We start from the raw sequence: 15,702 nt of genomic DNA on the forward strand, positions 1-15,702 counted from the left end.
AGCTTGTTTTTTTATGCCTAAATGCAGTGTTTTCTCTTACTTATATAATGAAAGGAGGGAAAGAGGATGGAAGAGTGGATTAAGATGATAGGTAATGTAGGGTTTCCGATTGTTGTAACATTATATTTACTCCACCGTATTGAAAGTAAATTAGAGGGGGTAATTGTTGCAATTGAGAAGCTCCCGCGGCAATTACTAAAGTACGAAGATCCTCGGGATAAAAAATAAAGTTTGCTCTTCTTGAGCAAACTTTATTTTTATTGAGCGGTATAACCCCCATCTATAACAACAGCTTGTCCCGTTATACCTTTAGCTTTTTCACTCGCTAAAAACATCGCATAATCAGCGATTTCTTGTACTTGTAATAAGCGCTTTTGTGGGACGAGTGGATAAATAACATCTTCTAAAACATTTTCAAGTGGTACATTTCGTGTAGTAGCTAAGTCTTGTAGTTGATTACGTACAAGAGGGGTATCGACATAACCAGGGCAAAGGGCATTAACAGTAATACCATGCGTAGCACCTTCTAAAGCAGCAACTTTTGTTAATCCAATTACGCCATGTTTTGCACTATTGTAGGCAGCTTTTCCAGCAAATCCGACAAGGCCGTTAATAGAAGCGACATTAATAATACGACCATATTTTTGTTGTTTCATAATCGGAAAGGCATGCTTAATTGCGATAAACGGAGCAATTTGCATAATTTGAATTAGTAGCTCGAACTTTTCAGTTGGAAAGTCTTCAATGGGTGAAACGTGTTGCATTCCTGCGTTGTTAATTAATATATGTAATGAACCGAAATGATCAACTGTTTGAGAAATTGCTGCTGTAATTTCCTCTTCAGATGTAACGTCACATTTTAAACCGATAGCTTGAAAACCTTCATTTTGTAATTGTTCAGCAGCTTCTTTTGCACGTTCTTCAAGCCGATCGGTAATCACAACTTTTGCACCTTCTTTTGCAAAAGCCTTTCCCATTTCATAACCAATGCCACTTGCAGCACCTGTTAAAAAGACAACTCGATTTGTAACCATGATGAAAAACATCCCTTCATAATAAAGTTTTCATAGTGCTCTATTTAGAGAAGCTATAATGAAATTCCTGCAAACATTTGGAAAAAATATCGTTAGCTATCTTGTTTTGCAAAATAGTCTTTGCTATACTATTTTGTAAAGCAAGATACTTACGCTTATCTATCTTGTAAAGCAAGATAGTAGGAGGATTTGAATTATGTCGACAAGTCAAATGCTGAAAGGGATTTTAGAAGGATGCTTACTTGCTATTATTTCTGAAGGCGAAATATACGGTTATGAAATGAGTGAAAAGCTAGCGAAGTATGGTTTTACAATGGCGAGTGAGGGGAGTATTTATCCGTTATTAATACGAATGCAAAAAGAAGGACTAATAACAAGCGTAATGAAGGAATCTCCATCTGGTCCAAAGCGAAAATATTATACATTAACAGAAAAAGGCGAGGAAGCACTTGATGAATTTATGGATCGCTGGGAAGCGATGCAAAGTAGTGTAGAGCGTCTACTGGTAGGGAAGGGGAGAAAAAAATAATGCTATCAAGAGAAGCACGAAAGTTTTTGTTAGATATGAGATTATTTTTGACGGCAAAGAGTGTAAAAGAAAGTGATATTGAAAACTTTTTAGAAGATGCAGAGTTGCATTTAATAGAAGGTGAGAGTGAGGGGAAGAGTGTAGAAGATATTTTCGGAAGCTCCCCGAAAGAATATGCGCATGAACTTGTAAAGGTAATGGAAAAGGATAGACGGGAAACGTGGAAGCAAATTGGTTTTACAGTAATGAATATCGTATCGTTTTGGATTATTGCTTCTATCTTAATAGTGAATAATGGAATGTTACAGATTTCACTTATTCAGTGTATCGGTTATAGTTTTTCATTTATTTTAGTTGTTATAGGTCCTAATTTTCTACTTCGCAAAATGACCTTCGTAACAAGCTTTACAAAAACATGGTTTTCTATGTGGTCTTTAGTTATGATTGCTCCAATGTTTTTATTAGGAGTTGTTACGATATTAGATGTGATATATCCGACAAAAATGCTCACATTCACCGAAGTGCAAAGTTATATAGTGTCTGGTGGGATTTTTATCATCACAGTAACTATAAATATATATTTTGAAGGATGGTTTAAAAATTTATATTTAATCATTCCACTTTCAATTATGTTAGTGTTTAAAACATTTACAACGGAAGATCTTATGCCAATGCTATTTCAAATTATATGTTTATACGGAAGTTTATTTATTTTAATTTTTGTTGAAATTATGATGAAGACGAATAGAAGAGAAATGGTTAAATAAGGGAGGAGTTATAATGAAGATTTCTAAAGAAGGTGAAAAGTTTTTAATTGATACGAAAGTATATTTAATAACAAAAGGGATTAAAGAAGAAGATGTGGACGCTTTTCTAGAAGATGCAGAGCTTCATTTAATAGAAGGTGAAAAAAAGGGAAAGACAGTAAGTGACATATTTGGTGACTCACCAAAAGAGTATGCGGAAGAATTAGCGAAAGAGATGGAGAAGGATAAAAGCGGGAGCATAAAAAGTATTTTAGGGATGATTATTGGTATTGGTGGATATTGGTTACTGACAAATATTTTATTTGGAAGCCCCGATCAACAATTTACGTTAACAAATGTACAGTTAATTGGTTATCCTATCGTTTTAATCATTACGATTATTGGAACGATTGTTGCATTTAGAATGTCTTCTTTTAAAAGTAAATTAGTAGAATTTGGAATGATTTATGTAATAGTAATGGTTCCTATTTTATTATTGGTGTTATTGATGTTTATGAATAAATGGTATGGGACACCTGTATTGCAATTGGCGACAATGCAAACATATATATTAGCAGCAATTATCTTTTTATTACTTCTTATTGGTGAAGTATATGTTCTTGGCTGGATGGGTGTTTTTGTACTAATTGTTCCTCTTATGATTATGTTCTTATTTAAGGACTTAGAAGAAAGTAATGTATTTTGGGGAATTGCAAAGGTCTTACTTATGTATGGAAGTATATATGGATTAATGAAATGGTCTTTAAAAATTGAAGAAAGAAAAAGTATGAACTAGAAATTCAATAAAAAGCGGCTGCTCTGGATATACCAAAAATTATTTCCAAAGAAATATTATATAGGGATTTTTAGAGGGATTACATTTACATTTAGTTGTCTATTTTTATTTCTAGCAGCCGGGATTTGTTTTGTTGATTGGAATAAGTTGTTTTAAACAGTAACATGAGGGTTACTGTTTTTTTCTTTGTAATAAAGAGCTTTGTAAAGAGAGCGCTTTTTGTTCTGCTGTTAATAAGGAATGAATATGAACGTTTTCTGGACGAGGGACTATCGGATACATAAGATTTGTTGGAGAAGGGTGGTGCTCCGAGCCGGTTGGAGAATGAGGATCTGCATGAGTAAGTTTTCCGTGAACACGTCTTGTAAATAAAATATGACCGATTTCGTGAGCGAGCGTATATATATTTTTCATAGGAGCAGCCGAATTTGTTAAAACGATATAGCCAGTAAGTTGCTGTTGTTTTGCTAAAGAATAAGCGCAGGCAATTACTGCTGTTTCTTTGAAATAATCACTGCCAATATAACAAATATAAAGGTCGCATTCAGGAGCTTCATTTACACATGTTTGGAAAAAGGATGCCAGCTTTTCTTGACTTTGAATGGAATTTTTATAACTGATTTCACGGTCAAAAAAACGGAAAAGTTCATTTAATACAATTACTTCTTGAATTTGAAATGTAATGGGGTGCCAAATTGATTCTGCAATAGCTAAATCTTTTGCGATGCGGTCATCAGAAATATCGGCGCCGGGAGTAATACAAATACATATATTGACGTATGGATCCATAAGGAACACCTCAAATGAAAAAAAGTTCTTCCTATAATATATGTGGGAAAAAGATGTCATGTATGGATAAACGCCTTCTTTATTGAATATATAGATGACAAGTCGAAAAAATTTCATAGTTCTATAACATGGTGTGATCATCTTTTTGATATAGTAAAGAAAAGGGGGAGAATATATGTATACATTAAAAATCGTTTCAGACAGAGAAGCTCTTTATCAATTTGCAAGTTATGTAAGAGTTGTGCAAGGGGTTGAAGATGTATATGTAGAGGTGGGAGAACCTTTATATGAACATCCGTTGATGAAGTTTTATGTACATATTAAGCTGGAAGAAACATATGAGCAGCATAAAGCGTTACAAGAAATAGCAAGATTAGTAGAATTAGGGCGATTTACATACGTCCATTATCGTAATGATGAAATTGAAGAAGCTTTTGAAGCTGTAAAATATGAAAGTTTTAAGAAATAGAAATGGGAAAAAAGGAAGCGGAAACTTCCTTTTTTTTCTTGGAAATTACATCAACAAAAGGAGAAAAATTTTGTTATGATAAGGGAGGGTGAGGAAAGGAGAGTTTACATATTGGGGTATATTGAAGAGTTACGCAAAGTCGTTGGGACAAGGCCACTTATTCTCGTTGGGTCAGCAATCATTATATTAAATGATAATCAAGAAGTATTGCTTCAATATCGTTCAGATACATATGATTGGGGTGTACCTGGCGGCGCGATGGAATTAGGAGAAACGACAGAAGAAACTGCTCGCCGAGAATTATTCGAAGAGACGGGGTTACAAGCAAAAATTATGCAATTTCTTGGTGTCCTTTCAGGAAAGGAAGTATATTTCCGTTATCCTAATGGAGATGAAATTTTTAATGTCATTCATCTGTATCAAGGGCATCATGTGGGCGGAGAATTAAGGCTTGATCATGAAGGATTGAAGCTTCAATATTTTCCGGTAGATAAGTTACCCAAATTGAATGAAACGACAGAGAAAATTTTACAAAAATTTTTATATGCATTGACAGAATAGAAGGTTAATTCCTTCTATTTTTATTATATTAAATATTTTGATTTTTTAGTATGTTTATAGTATGATAGTTATAGATATACATCTTATGGAATTTCACCTAAAAACTGACTAGGGTACATAAGAGAGGGGCAAGTGCAAAATGCATAATGTTGTTATTACAGCTGCAGTTCGTTCGCCAATTGGAACTTTTGGGGGAGCGCTAAAAAATGTAACGCCAGTAGAATTAGCTGTTCCTGTACTTCAGGAAGCTGTAAAACGAGGCGGGGTAGAACCACACGAAGTTGATGAAGTGATTTTAGGTCATTGTATTCAAAGAACTGATGAAGCAAATACGGCAAGAACAGCTGCATTAGCGGCAGGATTTCCTGACACAGTTACAGGGTATACAATCCAACGCCAATGTTCTTCAGGTATGCAAGCAATTATGTCAGCTGCAATGCAAATTCAATTAGGTGTAAGTGATGTTGTTATTGCAGGTGGAGTAGAAGCAATGAGTTCAAGCCCTTATGCATTGAAACAACACCGCTGGGGACAACGTCTACAGCACGGAGAAATTCGTGATACGGTGTGGGAAGTGTTAGAAGATCCGATTCATCATATTATGATGGGGGAAACAGCGGAAAATTTAGTTGAACAATATGAAATTACAAGAGAGGAACAAGATGAAGTTGCTCTTCGAAGTCATACATTGGCACTGAAGGCAATCGAGTCTGGATACTTTGACGATCAAATTGTTCCTATTAAAATAAAAGAACGTAGAAAAGAAGTAGTATTTTCAAAGGATGAACATCCACGTGCTGATATTACAGCAGAAAAATTAGCTGGATTAAAACCAGCTTTCCGTAAAGATGGTTCAGTAACTGCAGGTAATGCATCTGGCCTGAATGACGGAAGCGCGGTTCTAGTATTAATGAGCGAAGAAAAAGCGAAAGAAAAAGGCTTACAACCGTTAGCTAGAATTGTTGGATATTCAGTAGCTGGAGTAGATCCAAAAGTTATGGGTATTGGACCAGCACCAGCAATTCGTAAAGGTTTAGAAAAAGTAGATTGGTCATTGGAAGATGCAGATTTACTTGAAATTAATGAAGCTTTCGCGGCTCAATATTTGGCTGTAGAGAAAGAGTTAGGCTTAGACCGTGAAAAAGTGAACGTAAACGGTAGTGGCGTAGGACTTGGGCATCCAATTGGTTGTACAGGGGCTCGTATTACAGTAAGTTTAATTCACGAATTAAAAAGACGTGGGTTAGAAAAAGGAATTGCCTCTTTATGCGTCGGTGGCGGTATCGGGGTTGCCTTATTTATAGAAGCACTATAAAAAAGAAGCAGCTATTGCTGCTTCTTTTTTTACGACTCAAATAGATGATGAAATAATCGATCACGATTTTCAAAGAAAAGTTTCGTCGTTTGGTAATGCTCAGTTTCTTCTAATGTGGATTCGTGAATCCCTTCTTGTGTTAAAGAATATATAGTGGATTCAGGGTAGGCCATTAAAATAGGAGAATGCGTCGCAATAACAAATTGTGAACCTTGTTCCGCTAGTTCATGCATTCGAATGAGCATGGAAAGTTGTCTCATTGGTGATAAAGCTGCCTCAGGCTCATCTAAAATGTATAAACCTTGTCCTGAAAAACGGTTCATAAATAAGGAAAAGAATGATTCGCCGTGAGATTGTTCGTGTAGTGAAACGCCGCCGTAAGATTTTATAGCATCTATTTCATCAATATAAGAAGCAACGTTATAAAATGATTCAGCGCGAAGAAAGAAACCGTCGTTTGGTGTATTGAAACTTTTGGAAATTCGAAGGTATTCATGTAAAGATGAATGTGAATCGTTAGTGCTAAAGCGGAAATTCTTCGTTCCACCTTCTGCATTAAAGCCTAACGCAATTGCAATTCCTTCAAGTAATGTTGATTTACCTGTTCCGTTTTCTCCAATAATGAATGTTACATTTGGATGGAAAGCTAGTGATTGTAATGTTCGAATAGCGGGTAAGCAGTAAGGATATGCGGAAAAACTAGGGATATTTTCTTTTTTTAATGTGACATTTTGTAAAAAAGGTACGTCAATCAATATATAAACCTCAATTCATAAAGGATTTTGATTCTAAAAAGGCGGCAAATACAAGTGTTAATGACACCTGAATCCCTTCCTTATTTTCTGAATATTTTATGTGGATTATATCATTTAAACTATCATATTCCAATGTGAAAATAAATATTGCATGAAGATCCATTCTCTCGTTATGATATATGGTATTCTATTGAAAATGTGAGAAGGAGTTAAAGTATGCCGTTTACATTTGCACATCCAGCAGCAGTTCTTCCTTTTGCGAAAAAACATTCTAAACATATTTCAGTAACGGCTCTTATATTAGGTAGTATGGCGCCTGACTTTGAATATTTTTTACACTTTAGACCGTATGGTGTAATTGGGCATACGTGGCTTGGATTCTTATATTTGAATTTACCACTTGTCTTCTTGTTAGCATACATATATCATTACATTTTAAAAAAGCCTTTTATAACGCATTTACCTAAACCGTTTGCTGGGTATTATACATATGTAGTAGACAAGCGGTGGGGGCTTCATACATGGAAGAATCTTTTTGTATTTTGTTATTCAGCATTATTCGGTATGTTAACGCATGTTGTTTGGGATGCATTCACTCATAAGACAGGCTATTTTGTTATGAAAATACCATTATTACAAAGAGAATGGTACGGTATCTCTGTTTATAAATATATGCAACATGGAAGTACATGTATTGGTGTTCTATTATTAGTATACGTTTTATGGAAGTATAGAAATGAAATGGGTAAAGATCTTATTTTAGCTTCGGAAAAAAGAAAGTATTGGGTTTCAGTAATTGTTGTAGCAACTATTATATTTATCATGCACGCGTTCCTAGATCCCTATTTTCATATTTTCCAAATTGGAGGTATAATAGTATCTGGACTGACAAGTTCATTTTGTGGACTTGTCATTGTTTCTATAGTTTACAAAGCCAGGGACTAATTTTATATTCATGAATGATAGCGTTAGGAGAAATGAAATGATGAAAGCATGGAAAAGTATTTTTGTTTTATGTAGTTTTCTTCTTATGTTAAGTGGTTGCTTCCATCAAGAAGAAAAGAAAGCTGAACCAAAGAAGAAAGAATCTATTCCTGAAACAAAAGAATATGGTGGGCGTGAGCTGAAAAAAGTAGGACAAAAAGTGAAAGAAACAGGATGGGGTACTTTCAAGTTAGAGCAGATGCATTCTGTGAATCAAACATTTGAAGTAGCGCCAATGAAAATTCACGTACAAGATGTGAAAGTAATTTCTTTATCACAGATGAGTGAAAAGGCAAAAAAAACATTGAAAGTATACACGGCACTAACTCCTGAAGAAGTAAAACGGAGATTAGGGGATAAAGTAAGCCAAGAAGATGCAGAATTATATGCATCGCTAAGTGGAACAGAGATTAGTAATACAATTCGTTACGTTGAGATTACATATAAAGTGGAGAATAGCGGAAATAAAAATATGCAATTTTTCTCTATGAATGATGTTATGATTAATGGTAAGCAACATTTTAAAGTAGCCACTCAAAACTTTTTATATGACGAAGATACGTTAGTTGGTACAAAAAATGTATCAAGAGAAGACTATAAGCCTGGTGAAACAAGAGATGGTATTATTGGTTTAATACTTGACGATGGAAAAGACAAGGTAAAGGATATTCAGTTTACAACTGATGATTTACTTGCAGGGGATTCAGAAACACAAGATGTTGTAAAAGAGCCACAAACGTTTAACATCTCACTAAAATAATGTAAGACAAAACAGTCAGCATTCAAATATTATGCTGACTGTTTTTTTATTTCTTTTATGTATGAATCTACATTTTGAAAAGGCACCTTAATTTTAAACGCATCTTTTTGTTCATTAAATTGCTTTTCATTGTAGGGACCGAAACGTTTATTGTGCTTTACGTCAATAATCCAATAATGTTCACTTTTTTTATTTGCAATTGCTGCGTCAGGGTTATTCGGATCTGATTTTTCCTCGGTTTGTTTTGCAATAATGTATTTATCATCCCAAGCAATGTCTGTAATTTTTGCAGGGATGTATTGTGTGGCATATACAGCATCTGGCGAGGGGAAAAGTTCAAATGCATTTCCAGAAGTACGTATGAGTTCGTATTCATCGTTAACCGTATAAGTTAAGTGACCTGTGTTTCCTGCACAACCAGTTAATAGGAAGGCGACGAATAGGATTATCCATTTTTTCAATATGGGAACCTCCTTTATAATGCTATTGTAACAAATTGTACAAGAAAAGTAAGAGAAACGCTAGTTTACAATGTTTTTTAGAAGTGGTACGATGAGACGGGTAAAGAAGGATATGAAGGAGTCGACATAAAATGAAGTTAAAGATGCATCGTCCAGCGCTTGTAATGAATCGCATAGGTGCTTCCCTAATTGACATGTTTTTAATCTCGGTTATGTATGGTGCAGTAGTAGCTGTTATGACCGGAAACTATAGTGCTATGTTTAAGCGCTTTAATATAAGCTTAGGTGATTTTAGATATGATTTCGCAGTAGTTTTTATATTAATGGCGATATATTTTATTGTGTTACCCTTTATTTGGAACGGTGTTACACTTGGAAAAAAGGTAACGAGAATAAAATTAATTTCATTGAAGAGTGAAAAGCTAACGTTGCAAACATTAATTATAAGATTTTTTGTAGTGTTATTACCGAACGTATTGCTATTAGGAATTCCATTAATATGTAATATATATATGATGTTGTTCCGCAAAGATAATTGTGGTTTTCAGGATTTAATTACAAAAACGAAAGTAATAAGTCTTGTATAATGAAAAAAAGACCTTTTTATACATAAAATAAGAAGGTCTTTTTTTGTTATACAAATACCATTTATGTAATAATATCATTTTTATTTTTAATAGATTGAAAATTTAGAAAATGTTATAATGATTAAAATAATATCTTTATATAATAAGGGGGAGATTAAAATGACTGGAGGTAGTGTAATCTTTTGGGGGATTTTAATTTTCATCGGTTTAGTTTTCGATCAGCGTAATAGTAAGAAAAAAGAAGGATAAAAAGTAAACGTTTACAAATGAAATAGCAATTTTTCTTGCTTGCAGATTAATCTTATAAAGGAGTATACTGAATGACGGTAAGACTTATAGAAGGGGTAATGAAAATGAAGCTTGCAGGAAAAGTTGCTATCGTAACTGGCGGTGGCATCGGTATTGGACGTAATACAGCTCTTTTGTTGGCTAAACAAGGCGCAAAAGTTATTGTGACGGACATTGATCAAGAGAGTGGACAAGCAACAGTGGAGGAAATTATGAATCTAGGCGGAGAGGCACTTTTTGTATCCTATGATATGGGAAAGCAAGGAGATTGGCAACGCGTTATTAGCATTACTTTGAATGCATTCAGTCGCATTGATATGCTTTTTCAAAATGCAGGTTTATATAAAATAGATTCTATTTTTTCTCGCCAACAAGAGAACGATTCCAATGTACTTTGTATTAATGACGTTTGGATAGAGATAAAACAATTAACGTCATCTTTTATGAAACAGCAAGAAGAAGTGGTGCTTAGTGATTTACCGATTTTCGGTATTATTAGCACGAAAGGACAATCATTTCATACAGTAGAAGCCCTAGTATAATAATGAAAACCGCCCTCAATATATGTGGACGGTTTTTTGTATGTGTATAGTAAAGATAAATTTTTTAGCGAATACGTTGTTCAGTTTGGTTATCAAAGAAATGCGCTTTATTCATATCAAATGCTAATTTAATTTGGTCACCAGGTGAAAACGTATGTCTTGCATCTACACGTGCCGCAAAATCTTGATTCCCAAGTTTCATATATAAAATGGATTCAGCACCTAATAACTCAGCGACTTCAATTTTTGTTGTGAAGGCAGTAGATTGTGAAGCTTCTAAAAATAGTAGTTCATCATGAATGTCCTCTGGACGAATACCTAAAACAATTTCCTTATTTACATAGCCTTGTTCACGTAGCATCTTCATTTTTCCTTCAGATACTTTAATTTTTATAGTATTGTCTATAACGAAATCGGTTTCAGTCAATTTACCACGGAAGAAGTTCATAGCTGGTGAGCCGATAAATCCACCCACGAAAATGTTTTCTGGTGTTTCATATACTTCTTTTGGAGTTCCAATTTGTTGAATTTTTCCATCCTTCATAACGACAAGACGCGAAGCCATAGTCATTGCTTCTGTTTGATCATGTGTTACATAAATTGTTGTTGTTCCAAGACGATGATGTAGCTTAGAAATTTCTGAGCGCATTGCAACACGGAGTTTAGCATCTAAGTTTGATAATGGTTCATCCATTAAGAAAACTTTTGCATCTCGAACGATTGCTCTACCTAAAGCAACACGTTGGCGCTGTCCACCTGATAATGCTTTCGGTTTTCTATCTAAATATTGTTCAAGTCCTAAAATTTTTGCTGCATCTTTCACACGACGATCGATTTCATCTTTTGGTATTTTTCGAAGTTTTAATCCAAATGCCATATTATCATATACACTCATATGTGGATAAAGAGCGTAGTTTTGGAATACCATAGCGATATCTCGATCTTTTGGAGGAACATCATTCATTAGTTTACCATCAATTGAAAACTCGCCTTTTGAAATATCTTCAAGTCCAGCTACCATTCGTAATGTTGTAGATTTTCCGCATCCAGAAGGACCGACAAATACAATAAATTCTTTATCTTGAATGTGTAAATTAAAATCAGTTACAGCTGTTACGTTATTATCATATATTTTATAAATGTTTTCTAATTTAAGTTCTGCCATGGTATTTCCCCCTAGAAATAATTATGCAAACGTTTTCTTTGAGTTCATTATAAACGAATAGATTCAAAAAATAAATAAAAAAATAAAACGTTTTCATTTATTGGAGATTTATTAGTGGTTTTCATATGTTTTCTTAGAAAAAGAACAATAAAAATTGTAAGCGCTATTTTAAATTGAGATAGAATCTGTTATCATTCATTAATGAAAACGTTTGCGCCTTAAAAAAGAGAAAAATGAATGATGAATGAAATGGGGTAGCATAATGGAAAAACAATGGTGGAAAGAAAGTGTAGTATATCAAATTTATCCTCGTAGCTTTATGGATAGTAATGGTGATGGTATAGGAGATCTTCAAGGGATTATTTCAAAGCTAGATTACTTAAAAGAGTTAGGGATTGATGTGATTTGGTTATCACCAGTCTATGAATCTCCAAATGATGATAATGGTTATGATATAAGCGATTATTGTAAAATTATGAACGAGTTCGGAACAATGGAAGATTGGGATGAGCTATTACATGAAATGCATGAACGTAATATGAAACTTATGATGGACTTAGTTGTTAATCATACTTCGGATGAACATAATTGGTTTATTGAATCACGTAAATCAAAAGATAATAAATATAGAGATTACTATATATGGCGCCCTGGAAAAGAAGGAAAAGAGCCGAATAACTGGGGAGCAGCGTTTAGTGGATCAGCATGGCAGTATGATGAAATGACAGATGAATATTATTTACATCTGTTTTCTAAAAAACAGCCAGATTTAAATTGGGATAATGAAAAGGTAAGACAAGATGTTTATGAAATGATGAAGTTTTGGTTAGAAAAAGGAATTGATGGCTTCCGTATGGATGTTATTAATTTTATTTCTAAAGAAGAGGGATTACCAGCTGTTGAAACAGAAGAAGAGGGGTATGTTTCAGGTCATAAGCATTTTATGAACGGTCCAAACATTCATAAATATTTACATGAAATGAATGAGGAAGTATTATCGCATTATGATATTATGACGGTTGGTGAAATGCCTGGTGTAACGACAGAAGAAGCGAAATTGTATACTGGAGAAGAACGAAAAGAGTTGCAAATGGTATTCCAATTTGAACATATGGATTTAGATTCAGGAGAAGGTGGAAAGTGGGATGTAAAACCATGCTCACTTCTTACTTTAAAAGAGAATTTAACAAAGTGGCAAAAAGCATTAGAGCATACCGGATGGAATAGCCTTTATTGGAATAATCATGATCAGCCTCGCGTTGTATCTCGTTTTGGTAATGATGGAATGTATCGCATTGAATCAGCAAAAATGTTAGCGACAGTTCTTCATATGATGAAAGGAACGCCATATATTTATCAAGGAGAGGAAATTGGAATGACGAACGTTCGATTCCAATCAATTGATGAATATCGAGATATTGAAACGTTAAATATGTATAAAGAAAAAGTGATAGACCATGGTGAAGATATAGAAAAAGTAATGGAATCTATTTATATAAAGGGTCGTGATAATGCTAGAACTCCGATGCAGTGGAATGATCAGAATCACGCTGGATTTACAAAAGGTGAACCTTGGATTACTGTAAATCCTAACTATAAAGAGATTAATGTGAAACAAGCAATCCAAGATGAAGGTTCAATTTTTTATTACTATAAGAAATTAATTGAACTACGCAAAAATAATGAAATAGTTGTGTATGGATCATATGATTTAATATTAGATAATGACCCTTCTATTTTTGCTTATGTAAGAACATATGGAGATGAAAAACTACTTGTCATTGCAAACTTTACTGCGGATGAAAGTGTATTTGAAATGCCTAAGGATATTAGTTATAGTGAATCAGAGTTATTTATACACAATTACGATGTAGAAATCGGATCAATAGATAACATTCCATTACGTCCGTATGAAGCGATAGTGTTCAAATTGAAATAAGAAAAAGCCTTATGCCATTTCAAACTTGGCATAAGGCTTTTTAGGATTACCATTTTAATATGGAGAATCCATATGGAGGAAGTGTAACTTGTAATACACTTGCTTCCGCTGAAAATTCTTCGTTTGTATAAATGTTAATTATTTTCTTACCAGTAACATGAAGAGGGAGTGAAACTGTAACTTCACTATTAGTAGGGTTTAAAACGAAAAAGATAGTTTCATCCTCATATGTTTTCGTATAAGAAATATAATTATGTTCATCATTTGCTTCGATGAATTGAAAAGTACCATGTCCTCCAAATGCTTTATGTTGTTTACGTAATAAAATCAATGTTTGTATATGGGTAAATAATGCATGATCTTGTTCCTTAGTATCCCAAATCATACATTTACGGCAATCAGGGTCCATGCCGCCATCCATACCAATTTCATCCCCGTAATAAATACAAGGAGAGCCGATGAAAGAAAGATGGAATACATAGAGCAATTTCAACTTATTTTTATCTCCGTTGCATGTTGTTAAAATTCTTGGAGTATCATGGCTGTCTAATAAATGAAATGCTGCTTCATTTACATTCATAGAGTAGGAATGTAGAGATTCTGTAATTTGCTTCATGAATTCACTTGCTTTAATGGAATCGTTAGCAAAGTAAGAAAGTAGAGCATTTGTAACAGGATAGCTCATGACAGCATCAAATTGATCGCCTTGTAGCCACGGAAGGGCATCGTGCCAAATTTCTCCCAAAATATATACTTCAGGATTTAGTGTCTTTATTTCAGTTCGGAATTCTCTCCAAAAGTTGTGATCGACTTCATTGGCGACATCAAGGCGCCAGCCATCTATATTGAATTCTCGTACCCAATAACGTCCTACTTCAAGTAAGTATTCTTTTACATCTGGATGAGCTGTATTTAATTTAGGCATATACGGTGTAAAGGCGAAAGTATCATAATTTGGAAGTGGTTCGGTTATAATCGGAAATTCATGAATGTGGAACCACTCTTTATATGCGGACTTCTCACCATTCTCTAGTACGTCTTGAAATTTCTCGAAAAAGTATCCACTATGATTAAACACAGCATCGAGCATTACTTTTATACCGTGCTTATGACATTCTTCAACGAGCTCTTTAAAAGTTTCTTTCGTCCCAAATTGTGGGTCAATTTCCATATAGTCAATTGTGTCATATTTATGGTTTGAATGAGCTTTGAAAATAGGTGTGAAATATATTCCGGAAATGCCAAGCTTAACAAGGTAATCAAGGTTTTGAATAACACCAGAAAAATCTCCGCCGAAAAAATTAGTTGGAGTTGGATTCGCACTTCCCCAAGGAAGGGTGTTTTCTGGATTCAGCGTACTATCGCCATTAGCGAATCGCTCAGGGAAAATCTGATACCAAATGGTGTCTTTAATCCAAGGTGGTGCTTTGAATACATCATCTGCATGAATAAATGGAAAACAGAAAAAGTTACCAACATCATCATTTGGAATGCTAGAAAAGAATCCTCGCTCTGCATAAATAAGAGTGTCTGTTTCAGATTTTAATTCAAACCCATAACGTAAGCGCTTAAATTTTGGTTCGATTGCAATGGACCAATAATCAAATAATGCAGTAGAACCCGTTTTTTTCATGGGTGTACTTGCTGATATCCATTTCCCGTCTTTCCATTCGTAAGGATCACCGTAAATAAGATCGGTGCTTTGAATATCATCTCTCTTAGTACGTACTCGGATGTGAATTGTTTGTTCATCATAAGCGTATGCATAATTATCTTTCGGCCTATGATAAATGGCTTCTTTAAACATATAGAAAATCCCCCTTCAATATCTCTATACATAGTATTCCCTTAAGTGTAATAATAAAGCCTGTATTGCAAACGATTGCCTTTCTCGTAGCTTTAATATTGCTTATAAGAGTAGTATTCATTTTATATAAAGTCAATGTATAATGACATAATTTTTAAATTAATATTTGCAAAAT

19 protein-coding genes and 1 pseudogene are annotated in these 15,702 nt (G+C 34.2%); 14 read left to right on the forward strand and 6 right to left on the reverse strand.

Annotated features, from left to right (window positions below; genetic code table 11):
- Positions 1-66 precede the first annotated feature (66 nt).
- Complete coding sequence (locus tag ACTFRY_RS04310) at positions 67-228, forward strand: YvrJ family protein (protein ID WP_000393336.1); 162 nt, start codon at positions 67-69, stop codon at positions 226-228.
- 29 nt (positions 229-257) lie between these two features.
- On the opposite strand, the gene ACTFRY_RS04315 is transcribed toward ACTFRY_RS04310, so the two are convergent.
- Positions 258-1,034 carry a 3-hydroxybutyrate dehydrogenase gene (locus ACTFRY_RS04315; RefSeq protein WP_000258428.1) on the reverse strand — a complete coding sequence of 259 codons (777 nt, stop codon included), beginning with the start codon at positions 1,032-1,034 and terminating at the stop codon, positions 258-260.
- A 196-nt stretch (positions 1,035-1,230) separates the two neighbouring features.
- Here ACTFRY_RS04315 and ACTFRY_RS04320 point away from each other — a divergent pair, with 196 nt between their 5' ends.
- From ACTFRY_RS04320 to ACTFRY_RS04335, 4 genes and pseudogenes are all read left to right on the forward strand, one after another.
- Entirely contained in the window at positions 1,231-1,563 is a 333-nt protein-coding gene (locus tag ACTFRY_RS04320; RefSeq protein ID WP_000107978.1) for a PadR family transcriptional regulator, read from the forward strand.
- Entirely contained in the window at positions 1,563-2,330 is a 768-nt protein-coding gene (locus ACTFRY_RS04325; protein ID WP_098616206.1) for a DUF1129 domain-containing protein, read from the forward strand. Before ACTFRY_RS04320 ends, ACTFRY_RS04325 begins: the two co-directional genes overlap by 1 nt.
- A gap of 13 nt (positions 2,331-2,343) precedes the next feature.
- Positions 2,344-3,105, forward strand: a complete 762-nt coding sequence (locus ACTFRY_RS04330) for a DUF1129 domain-containing protein (protein ID WP_000703262.1) — start codon at positions 2,344-2,346, stop codon at positions 3,103-3,105.
- A gap of 12 nt (positions 3,106-3,117) precedes the next feature.
- Positions 3,118-3,261 (forward strand): annotated as a pseudogene (locus tag ACTFRY_RS04335) (DNA-binding protein); the annotation flags it as partial.
- A gap of 15 nt (positions 3,262-3,276) precedes the next feature.
- Here ACTFRY_RS04335 and ACTFRY_RS04340 read toward each other — a convergent pair.
- A complete protein-coding gene (locus ACTFRY_RS04340; RefSeq protein ID WP_098616207.1) occupies positions 3,277-3,894 on the reverse strand; it encodes an ImmA/IrrE family metallo-endopeptidase in 618 nt (205 codons plus the stop codon).
- Positions 3,895-4,069: 175 nt separating this feature from the next.
- Between ACTFRY_RS04340 and ACTFRY_RS04345 the strand changes: the two genes are divergently transcribed.
- The 3 genes from ACTFRY_RS04345 (at position 4,070) to ACTFRY_RS04355 (ending at position 6,239) form a co-directional block, all read left to right on the forward strand.
- Positions 4,070-4,363, forward strand: a complete 294-nt coding sequence (locus tag ACTFRY_RS04345) for a DUF3928 family protein (RefSeq protein WP_000288327.1) — start codon at positions 4,070-4,072, stop codon at positions 4,361-4,363.
- A 111-nt stretch (positions 4,364-4,474) separates the two neighbouring features.
- Complete coding sequence (locus tag ACTFRY_RS04350) at positions 4,475-4,924, forward strand: NUDIX hydrolase (protein ID WP_000540528.1); 450 nt, start codon at positions 4,475-4,477, stop codon at positions 4,922-4,924.
- Between the two features lie 139 nt (positions 4,925-5,063).
- Positions 5,064-6,239 (forward strand): acetyl-CoA C-acetyltransferase, encoded by a 1,176-nt coding sequence (locus ACTFRY_RS04355; protein WP_000552070.1) that lies wholly within the window; start codon positions 5,064-5,066, stop codon positions 6,237-6,239.
- Positions 6,240-6,268: 29 nt separating this feature from the next.
- Here the strand turns inward: ACTFRY_RS04355 and ACTFRY_RS04360 are convergent, their stop codons facing one another.
- Positions 6,269-6,994: an AAA family ATPase gene (locus ACTFRY_RS04360; protein ID WP_000568001.1), complete on the reverse strand. Its 726-nt coding sequence runs from the start codon at positions 6,992-6,994 to the stop codon at positions 6,269-6,271.
- A gap of 216 nt (positions 6,995-7,210) precedes the next feature.
- On the opposite strand from ACTFRY_RS04360, the gene ACTFRY_RS04365 reads away from it, so the two are divergent.
- Positions 7,211-7,939: a DUF4184 family protein gene (locus ACTFRY_RS04365; RefSeq protein ID WP_044795968.1), complete on the forward strand. Its 729-nt coding sequence runs from the start codon at positions 7,211-7,213 to the stop codon at positions 7,937-7,939.
- Between the two features lie 37 nt (positions 7,940-7,976).
- Positions 7,977-8,738 carry a hypothetical protein gene (locus ACTFRY_RS04370; protein WP_000973894.1) on the forward strand — a complete coding sequence of 254 codons (762 nt, stop codon included), beginning with the start codon at positions 7,977-7,979 and terminating at the stop codon, positions 8,736-8,738.
- Positions 8,739-8,767: 29 nt separating this feature from the next.
- Here ACTFRY_RS04370 and ACTFRY_RS04375 read toward each other — a convergent pair whose 3' ends face one another.
- Positions 8,768-9,199 carry a DUF3997 domain-containing protein gene (locus ACTFRY_RS04375; RefSeq protein ID WP_044795969.1) on the reverse strand — a complete coding sequence of 144 codons (432 nt, stop codon included), beginning with the start codon at positions 9,197-9,199 and terminating at the stop codon, positions 8,768-8,770.
- A 131-nt stretch (positions 9,200-9,330) separates the two neighbouring features.
- Here ACTFRY_RS04375 and ACTFRY_RS04380 point away from each other — a divergent pair, with 131 nt between their 5' ends.
- From ACTFRY_RS04380 to ACTFRY_RS04390, 3 genes are all read left to right on the forward strand, one after another.
- Positions 9,331-9,786: an RDD family protein gene (locus ACTFRY_RS04380; protein WP_000769095.1), complete on the forward strand. Its 456-nt coding sequence runs from the start codon at positions 9,331-9,333 to the stop codon at positions 9,784-9,786.
- A 159-nt stretch (positions 9,787-9,945) separates the two neighbouring features.
- The gene (locus ACTFRY_RS04385) at positions 9,946-10,035 is read left to right on the forward strand and encodes a hypothetical protein (RefSeq protein WP_000145653.1); all 90 of its coding nucleotides are present in this window, start codon (positions 9,946-9,948) and stop codon (positions 10,033-10,035) included.
- 71 nt (positions 10,036-10,106) lie between these two features.
- Positions 10,107-10,616: an SDR family NAD(P)-dependent oxidoreductase gene (locus ACTFRY_RS04390; RefSeq protein WP_000218410.1), complete on the forward strand. Its 510-nt coding sequence runs from the start codon at positions 10,107-10,109 to the stop codon at positions 10,614-10,616.
- Positions 10,617-10,680: 64 nt separating this feature from the next.
- Here the strand turns inward: ACTFRY_RS04390 and ACTFRY_RS04395 are convergent, their stop codons facing one another.
- Positions 10,681-11,781: an ABC transporter ATP-binding protein gene (locus tag ACTFRY_RS04395; RefSeq protein ID WP_000818931.1), complete on the reverse strand. Its 1,101-nt coding sequence runs from the start codon at positions 11,779-11,781 to the stop codon at positions 10,681-10,683.
- Positions 11,782-12,043: 262 nt separating this feature from the next.
- On the opposite strand from ACTFRY_RS04395, the gene malL reads away from it, so the two are divergent.
- On the forward strand, positions 12,044-13,720 hold the full coding sequence (malL, locus tag ACTFRY_RS04400; RefSeq protein WP_000415178.1) for an oligo-1,6-glucosidase: 1,677 nt from the start codon (positions 12,044-12,046) through the stop codon (positions 13,718-13,720).
- A gap of 46 nt (positions 13,721-13,766) precedes the next feature.
- Here malL and ACTFRY_RS04405 read toward each other — a convergent pair whose 3' ends face one another.
- Positions 13,767-15,527, reverse strand: a complete 1,761-nt coding sequence (locus tag ACTFRY_RS04405; RefSeq protein WP_000471788.1) for an alpha-glycosidase — start codon at positions 15,525-15,527, stop codon at positions 13,767-13,769.
- Positions 15,528-15,702: the final 175 nt, after the last annotated feature.

Source organism: Bacillus cereus group sp. MYBK195-1, assembly GCF_051916605.1.
Classification (GTDB): Bacteria; Bacillota; Bacilli; order Bacillales; family Bacillaceae_G; genus Bacillus_A; species Bacillus_A cereus.

Coding starts and splice junctions, on each gene's coding strand:
- ACTFRY_RS04405 (WP_000471788.1), bottom strand. CDS start 15,527: ATGTTTAAAGAAGCCATTTATCATAGGCCGAAAGATAATTATGCATAC.
- ACTFRY_RS04385 (WP_000145653.1), top strand. CDS start 9,946: ATGACTGGAGGTAGTGTAATCTTTTGGGGGATTTTAATTTTCATCGGT.
- ACTFRY_RS04390 (WP_000218410.1), top strand. CDS start 10,107: ATGACGGTAAGACTTATAGAAGGGGTAATGAAAATGAAGCTTGCAGGA.
- ACTFRY_RS04395 (WP_000818931.1), bottom strand. CDS start 11,781: ATGGCAGAACTTAAATTAGAAAACATTTATAAAATATATGATAATAAC.
- ACTFRY_RS04365 (WP_044795968.1), top strand. CDS start 7,211: ATGCCGTTTACATTTGCACATCCAGCAGCAGTTCTTCCTTTTGCGAAA.
- ACTFRY_RS04380 (WP_000769095.1), top strand. CDS start 9,331: ATGAAGTTAAAGATGCATCGTCCAGCGCTTGTAATGAATCGCATAGGT.
- ACTFRY_RS04370 (WP_000973894.1), top strand. CDS start 7,977: ATGATGAAAGCATGGAAAAGTATTTTTGTTTTATGTAGTTTTCTTCTT.
- ACTFRY_RS04325 (WP_098616206.1), top strand. CDS start 1,563: ATGCTATCAAGAGAAGCACGAAAGTTTTTGTTAGATATGAGATTATTT.
- ACTFRY_RS04310 (WP_000393336.1), top strand. CDS start 67: ATGGAAGAGTGGATTAAGATGATAGGTAATGTAGGGTTTCCGATTGTT.
- ACTFRY_RS04315 (WP_000258428.1), bottom strand. CDS start 1,034: ATGGTTACAAATCGAGTTGTCTTTTTAACAGGTGCTGCAAGTGGCATT.
- ACTFRY_RS04340 (WP_098616207.1), bottom strand. CDS start 3,894: ATGGATCCATACGTCAATATATGTATTTGTATTACTCCCGGCGCCGAT.
- ACTFRY_RS04320 (WP_000107978.1), top strand. CDS start 1,231: ATGTCGACAAGTCAAATGCTGAAAGGGATTTTAGAAGGATGCTTACTT.
- ACTFRY_RS04330 (WP_000703262.1), top strand. CDS start 2,344: ATGAAGATTTCTAAAGAAGGTGAAAAGTTTTTAATTGATACGAAAGTA.
- ACTFRY_RS04355 (WP_000552070.1), top strand. CDS start 5,064: ATGCATAATGTTGTTATTACAGCTGCAGTTCGTTCGCCAATTGGAACT.
- ACTFRY_RS04345 (WP_000288327.1), top strand. CDS start 4,070: ATGTATACATTAAAAATCGTTTCAGACAGAGAAGCTCTTTATCAATTT.
- malL (WP_000415178.1), top strand. CDS start 12,044: ATGGAAAAACAATGGTGGAAAGAAAGTGTAGTATATCAAATTTATCCT.